5 protein-coding genes are annotated in these 5,436 nt (G+C 73.8%); 4 read left to right on the top strand and 1 reads right to left on the bottom strand.

The genetic code is table 11. The features are described 5' to 3' along the window. The 4 genes from J1M38_RS11240 to gatB form a co-directional block, all read left to right on the top strand. Nucleotides 1–734: integrase core domain-containing protein (locus J1M38_RS11240; protein WP_206501259.1), on the top strand; the 734-nt coding region annotated here is incomplete at its 5' end. A gap of 72 nt (nt 735–806) precedes the next feature. Then, entirely contained in the window at nt 807–1,103 is a 297-nt protein-coding gene (gene gatC, locus J1M38_RS11235; RefSeq protein WP_002854348.1) for an Asp-tRNA(Asn)/Glu-tRNA(Gln) amidotransferase subunit GatC, read from the top strand. A gap of 8 nt (nt 1,104–1,111) precedes the next feature. Next, nucleotides 1,112–2,728, top strand: a complete 1,617-nt coding sequence (gene gatA / locus J1M38_RS11230) for an Asp-tRNA(Asn)/Glu-tRNA(Gln) amidotransferase subunit GatA (RefSeq protein WP_176726091.1) — start codon at nt 1,112–1,114, stop codon at nt 2,726–2,728. Beyond that, complete coding sequence (gene gatB, locus J1M38_RS11225; protein ID WP_144819577.1) at nt 2,725–4,230, top strand: Asp-tRNA(Asn)/Glu-tRNA(Gln) amidotransferase subunit GatB; 1,506 nt, start codon at nt 2,725–2,727, stop codon at nt 4,228–4,230. The genes gatA and gatB overlap by 4 nt, the downstream gene beginning before the upstream one ends. Before the next feature lie 15 nt (nt 4,231–4,245). Here gatB and J1M38_RS11220 read toward each other — a convergent pair whose 3' ends face one another. Beyond that, complete coding sequence (locus J1M38_RS11220; protein ID WP_144819576.1) at nt 4,246–5,322, bottom strand: phosphotransferase; 1,077 nt, start codon at nt 5,320–5,322, stop codon at nt 4,246–4,248. Nucleotides 5,323–5,436 lie beyond the last annotated feature (114 nt).

Genomic DNA, 5,436 nt, shown 5'->3' with positions numbered 1-5,436 from the left:
TCCATCACCACCTCGCCTCCGAAGGCCACCAGCTGTGCCTGCGCACCGTGGGGAGGTGGATGCACCGGCTGGGCATCTCCCGGTTGCGAGACCTCGCGCCCACGGGTGAGGACCTGCGCCAACGACCGCAGAAGATCACCGCCCGCGGCCCGGGGCACATGGTGCATCTGGACGTGAAGAAGATCGGGCGCATCCCCGAGGGGGGCGGCTGGCGTGCTCACGGCCGGGACTCCGAGAACGCGCGAGCGGCCAAGCGCGGGCCTGGCCGACGGGTCGGGTACACCTACCTGCACTCGGCGATCGACGGGTACACCCGCCTGGCGTACACCGAAGCGTTGGAGGATGAGCGGACGGTGACCACGATCGGGTTCTTCTGCCGGGCGAGGGCGTTCTTCGCCGCCCACGGCATCACCGTGGACCGGGTGGTCACGGACAACGGGAACAACTATCGGGCAGTGGACTTCACCGCGAAGGTGGTCTCGCTCGGGGGCCGGCATCACCGGATCCGACCCTACACCCCGCGCCATAACGGGAAGGTCGAGCGGTACAACCGGCTGATGGTCGATGAGGTCCTCTACGCCCGCCCCTACACCTCAGAGCAAGCTCGGCGTGAGGCCCTGGCGGTGTGGGTGAACCACTACAACTACCATCGGCCTCATACCTCCTGCGGAGACGCCCCGCCGGCCTCACTGGCACCGACCCGAGTCAACAACGTCATGCCCTCCTACAACTAGACTCGACCCCGATGTGGCCGCCGCCGCGCCGGCGTCGTCCACCCCGCCCCGACCCGTCACACGAGGAGATCCATGCCTGAGATCACCCGGGATCAGGTGGAGCATCTGGCTCGCCTGGCCCACATCCGGATGACCGACGAGGAGCTGGACACGATGTCCGGCGACCTGGAGAAGATCCTGGAGCACGTCTCCGCGGTCCAGGCCGCCGCGGGCGACGACGTGACGCCGACGTCCCACCCCATCGCGTTGGAGAACGTGTTCCGCGAGGACGTGCCGGCCGGCATGCTCACGCAGGAGGAGGCCCTCGACCAGGCGCCGGACTCCGAGGACGGCCAGTTCAAGGTCCCCGCCATCCTGGACGGAGAGTGATCACCCCCATGACCGAGACGTTCGACGTGAACGCGACCCTCGGCGCCGACGAGCTCGTCCGGCTCACCGCGCTGCAGATGGCCGAGCGCCTGCGCGCCGGCACCACCACCTCCGTGGAGCTCGTCCAGGCCCACCTGGACCGCATCGCGGCCCATGACGGCGACGTGCGCGCCGACGCCGACGGCGACCGCGGCGTGCGCGCCTACCTCCACGTGAACACGGACGAGGCCCTCGCCGTCGCCGCCGAGGTGGACGCGATCCGCGCCGCCGGCGGCCCCGAGGCCGACGCCCTGCACCCGCTGGCCGGCGTGCCCGTGGCCGTGAAGGACAACATCGTCACCCGCGGGCAGCCGACCACGGCCGCCTCCCGCATGCTCGAGGGCTGGCTCAGCCCGTACGACGCCACGGTGGTGGCCCGCCTCCGCGAGGCCCGCCTGCCGATCCTCGGCAAGACCAACCTCGACGAGTTCGCGATGGGCGGCTCCACCGAGCACTCCGCGTTCGGCATCACCCGCAACCCGTGGGACGGGGACCGCGTGCCCGGCGGCTCGGGCGGCGGGTCGGCGGCCGCCGTCGCCGCCTTCCTGGCCCCCTTCGCCCTCGGCTCGGACACCGGCGGCTCCGTCCGTGAGCCCGCCGCGTTCACCGGCACGGTCGGCGTGAAGCCCACCTACGGCGCCGTCTCCCGCTACGGCCTGATCGCGATGGCCTCCTCACTGGACCAGATCGGCCCCGCCGCCCGCACCGTGGCCGACGCCGCGGCGCTGCAGCAGGTCATCGGCGGCCCCGACCCGCAGGACTCCACGTCCCTGGCCGACGCGCCGGCGGACCTGACCGCCGCTGCCCGCGGCCGCGATCTGGCGGGGCTGCGCGTCGGCGTCGTGACGGACCTGCCGGCGGAGGCGTTCCACCCGGGCATCCGAGCCGGTTTCGACGAGCACGTCGCGGCCCTGCGGGAGGCCGGCGCGGAGATCGTGGAGGTCTCCTGCCCGAGCTTCGACGCCGCCCTCGGCGCGTACTACCTGATCATGCCTTCGGAGGCCTCCTCCAACCTGGCCCGCTTCGACGGCGTCCGCTACGGCCACCGCGTGGTGCCCGACGGCGGCGGCACGATCGAGCAGGTCATGGGCGCCACCCGCGCCGCCGGCTTCGGCGCCGAGGTCAAGCGCCGCATCATCCTGGGCACCTACGCGCTCTCCGCCGGTTACTACGACGCCTACTACGGCTCCGCGCAGAAGGTCCGCACGCTCGTGCAGCAGGACTTCGCCCGCGCCTTCGAGCGGGTGGACGTCCTCCTCACGCCCACCGCGCCGACCCCGGCGTTCGAGCTGGGCGCCAAGACGGACGACCCGATGACCATGTACGTCAACGACCTGGCCACCATCCCGGCCAACCTCGCCGGCGTCCCGGGCATGTCCGTGCCGGGCGGCGTCGTCGACGGGCTGCCCTACGGCCTGCAGCTGATGGCGCCCGCGCGCGAGGACGCCCGCCTGTACGAGGCCGGCGCCGCGCTCGAACGCCTCGTGGCCGAGCGCCGGGGCGGGCCGGTGTGGGCCGAGGCCCCCGAGCTGGAGAAGGGCGCGCAGCGCGCCACCACCGCGACCACGGCAGGAGGCCGGGCATGAGCCACGCAGAACAGACCATGGACTTCGCGGAGGCGATGGAGCGCTTCGACCCGGTGCTGGGCTTCGAGGTGCACGTGGAGCTGAACACCGCCACGAAGATCTTCTCCTCGGCGCCCAACGCGTTCGGCGATGAGCCGAACACCAACGTGACCCCGCTCGACCTCGGCCTGCCGGGCACCCTGCCGGTGCTCAACCGCGAGGTCGTGGAGTACGCGATCCGCCTGGGCGTGGCCCTGGACGCGCAGGTGGCCGAGACCTGCCGGTTCGCGCGGAAGAACTACTTCTACCCGGACACGCCGAAGAACTTCCAGACCTCCCAGTACGACGAGCCGATCGTCTTCGACGGCCACCTGGACGTCGAGCTGGAGGACGGCGAGGTCTTCCGCGTGGAGATCGAGCGCGCGCACCTCGAGGACGACGCCGGCAAGCTCACCCACGTGGGCGGCTCCGGCCGGATCCAGGGCGCGGCGAACTCGCTGGTGGACTACAACCGCGCCGGCGTGCCGCTGATCGAGATCGTCACCAGGCCGATCGTCGGCGCGGGGGAGCGGGCGCCCGAGCTGGCCCGCGCCTACGTCACCGCGATCCGGGACATCGTGCAGGCCATCGACATCTCCGACGCGCGGATGGAGCGCGGCAACGTCCGCTGCGACGCGAACGTCTCGCTGATGCCCAAGGGCGCCACCGAGTTCGGCACCCGCACCGAGACGAAGAACGTGAACTCCACGCGCGCCGTGCAGCACGCGGTCACCCACGAGATCCAGCGCCAGGCCGCGGTGCTCGCCGCGGGCGGCACCGTGACGCAGGAGACCCGCCACTGGCACGAGGACACCCGCAGCACCACCTCGGGCCGCCCGAAGTCGGACGCGGACGACTACCGGTACTTCCCCGAGCCGGACCTCGTGCCCGTGCACGTGGACGCCGCGTGGGTCGAGCGCGTGCGCGCGGCCATGCCCGAGCTGCCGGCCGTGCGGAACAAGCGGCTCAAGGCCGAGTGGGGCTTCTCGGACGAGGAGTTCCGCGACGTTGTCAACGCCGGCGTCCTGGACGAGATCGTCGCGACCGTGGAGGCCGGCGCCTCCGCGGCGGCCGCCCGCAAGTGGTGGATGGGCGAGATCGCCCGCCTGGCGAACGTCCGCGAGGTCGCCGTCGCCGAGCTGGGGATCACCCCGGCGCACGTGGTGGAGGTCGAGGAGCTGATCGCCGCGAAGACGATCAACGACAAGATCGCCAAGCAGGTGCTCGGTCTGGTGGCCGACGGCGAGGGCGCCCCGAAGGAGGTCGTCGCGGCGAAGGGCCTGGCCGTGGTGTCCGACGACGGCGCGCTCACCGAGGCCGTCGACGCCGCGATCGCCGCCAACCCGGACGTGGCCGAGAAGATCAAGGGCGGCAAGATGGCCGCCGTCGGCGCCCTGATCGGCCCGGTCATGAAGGCCACCCGCGGGCAGGCCGACGCCGGCCGCGTCCGCGAGATCGTGCTGGAGCGCCTGGGCGTGTCCTGACGACCGCGCGGGCCCTCAGCCGTCCAGGGCGGTGAGGGCCCGCGCCACGCGGGGCAGGGTCTTGCGCAGCAGGCGCCGCCAGGACCCCGCGGCCAGCCCGCCGACGATCGCGTCCCGGGCCGCCGCGTCGTCGAGCGTCTCCAGGGCCATCGCCCCGAGCCACACGCGGGCCCGGCGCGCCTCGGCCGCGTCCCGGGCCAGGTCGGGCACCTTCTCCTCGCCGTGCCAGAGCGCCAGGTAGGCCACGTTGAGGGCGGGGTCCCACGCGCACGCGAAGTCCCAGTCCAGCACCCCGGCCAGCGCCCAGCGCAGCGGGGCGCGCGGGTCCTCGTCCTCGGGCACGGCGCGCCAGCGCATGTTGTGCCCGGCCAGGTCGCCGTGCACGAGCGACGGCGGCACGGGCGGCGCGGCGGTCCACGTCGTCACCGCGTCCGCGAGGGCAGCCACCGCGTCCGGCCACGCCTCGGCGCCCAGCCGCGCGTCGACGTCGTGCCCCTCCCACGCGCCCAGGCGCGCGGCGACCGCCCCCGGCAGCGCCGCGACGTGCCGGGCGCGCTCCGGCGTCCACGGGCCGCGGAACGCGAACGGGCGGCCGAGGTGCGGGGCGATCCGCGGGTCGGTGACGTCCACGGCGGCGAGGTCGTCGAGGACGCCGCGCAGCACGGCCGGATCGCCCTCGTGCGGCGGGTGCGGCCCGCCCGGGAGGAAGCGCTGCAGCACCGCGGCGCCCGGGCCCGCGGGGACGGGGTCCGAGAGGGCGACCGGGACGGCCCACGGCACGTCGCGCTCGGCCAGGGCCGAGGCGAGCCCGTCGAGGAGGGCCAGGCGCCGGGGCAGGTGCGCCGCGGGGTCCCGCTCGGGCGCCCACCGCGCGGCGGGGGCGGCGCCGACCTCGTGGGCCCGCGTCATCCGGAGGACGCCGACGTCCTCGAGCACCAGCACGCGGTGGAACTGCCCGCCCTCCTCCACGGACGCCGCGGCCCAGTCGGCTGTGCGGAGCCGGCGGGCGAGGGCGGGGTCGAGGCCGGGGCGGAGGTGCTGCAGGGCGCGGTGGACCAGCTCGAGCTCGCTGGGGGCAGGCGGGGAGACCACACGACCACGCTAACCCTCCCTCCGCCCTCCCGGACTTTCGAACGTGACATCGGGGGAATGGGGACTTTCGAACGGGAGAAAGGCCCCACCTCACGTTCGAAAGCGCCCGGGGGG

Source organism: Micrococcus sp. KRD070, assembly GCF_017168435.1.
In the GTDB taxonomy this organism is placed as follows: Bacteria; Actinomycetota; Actinomycetes; order Actinomycetales; family Micrococcaceae; genus Micrococcus; species Micrococcus luteus.
Note: the sequence above shows the minus strand (reverse complement) of the source record. Positions and strands in the feature narration are given on the sequence as shown.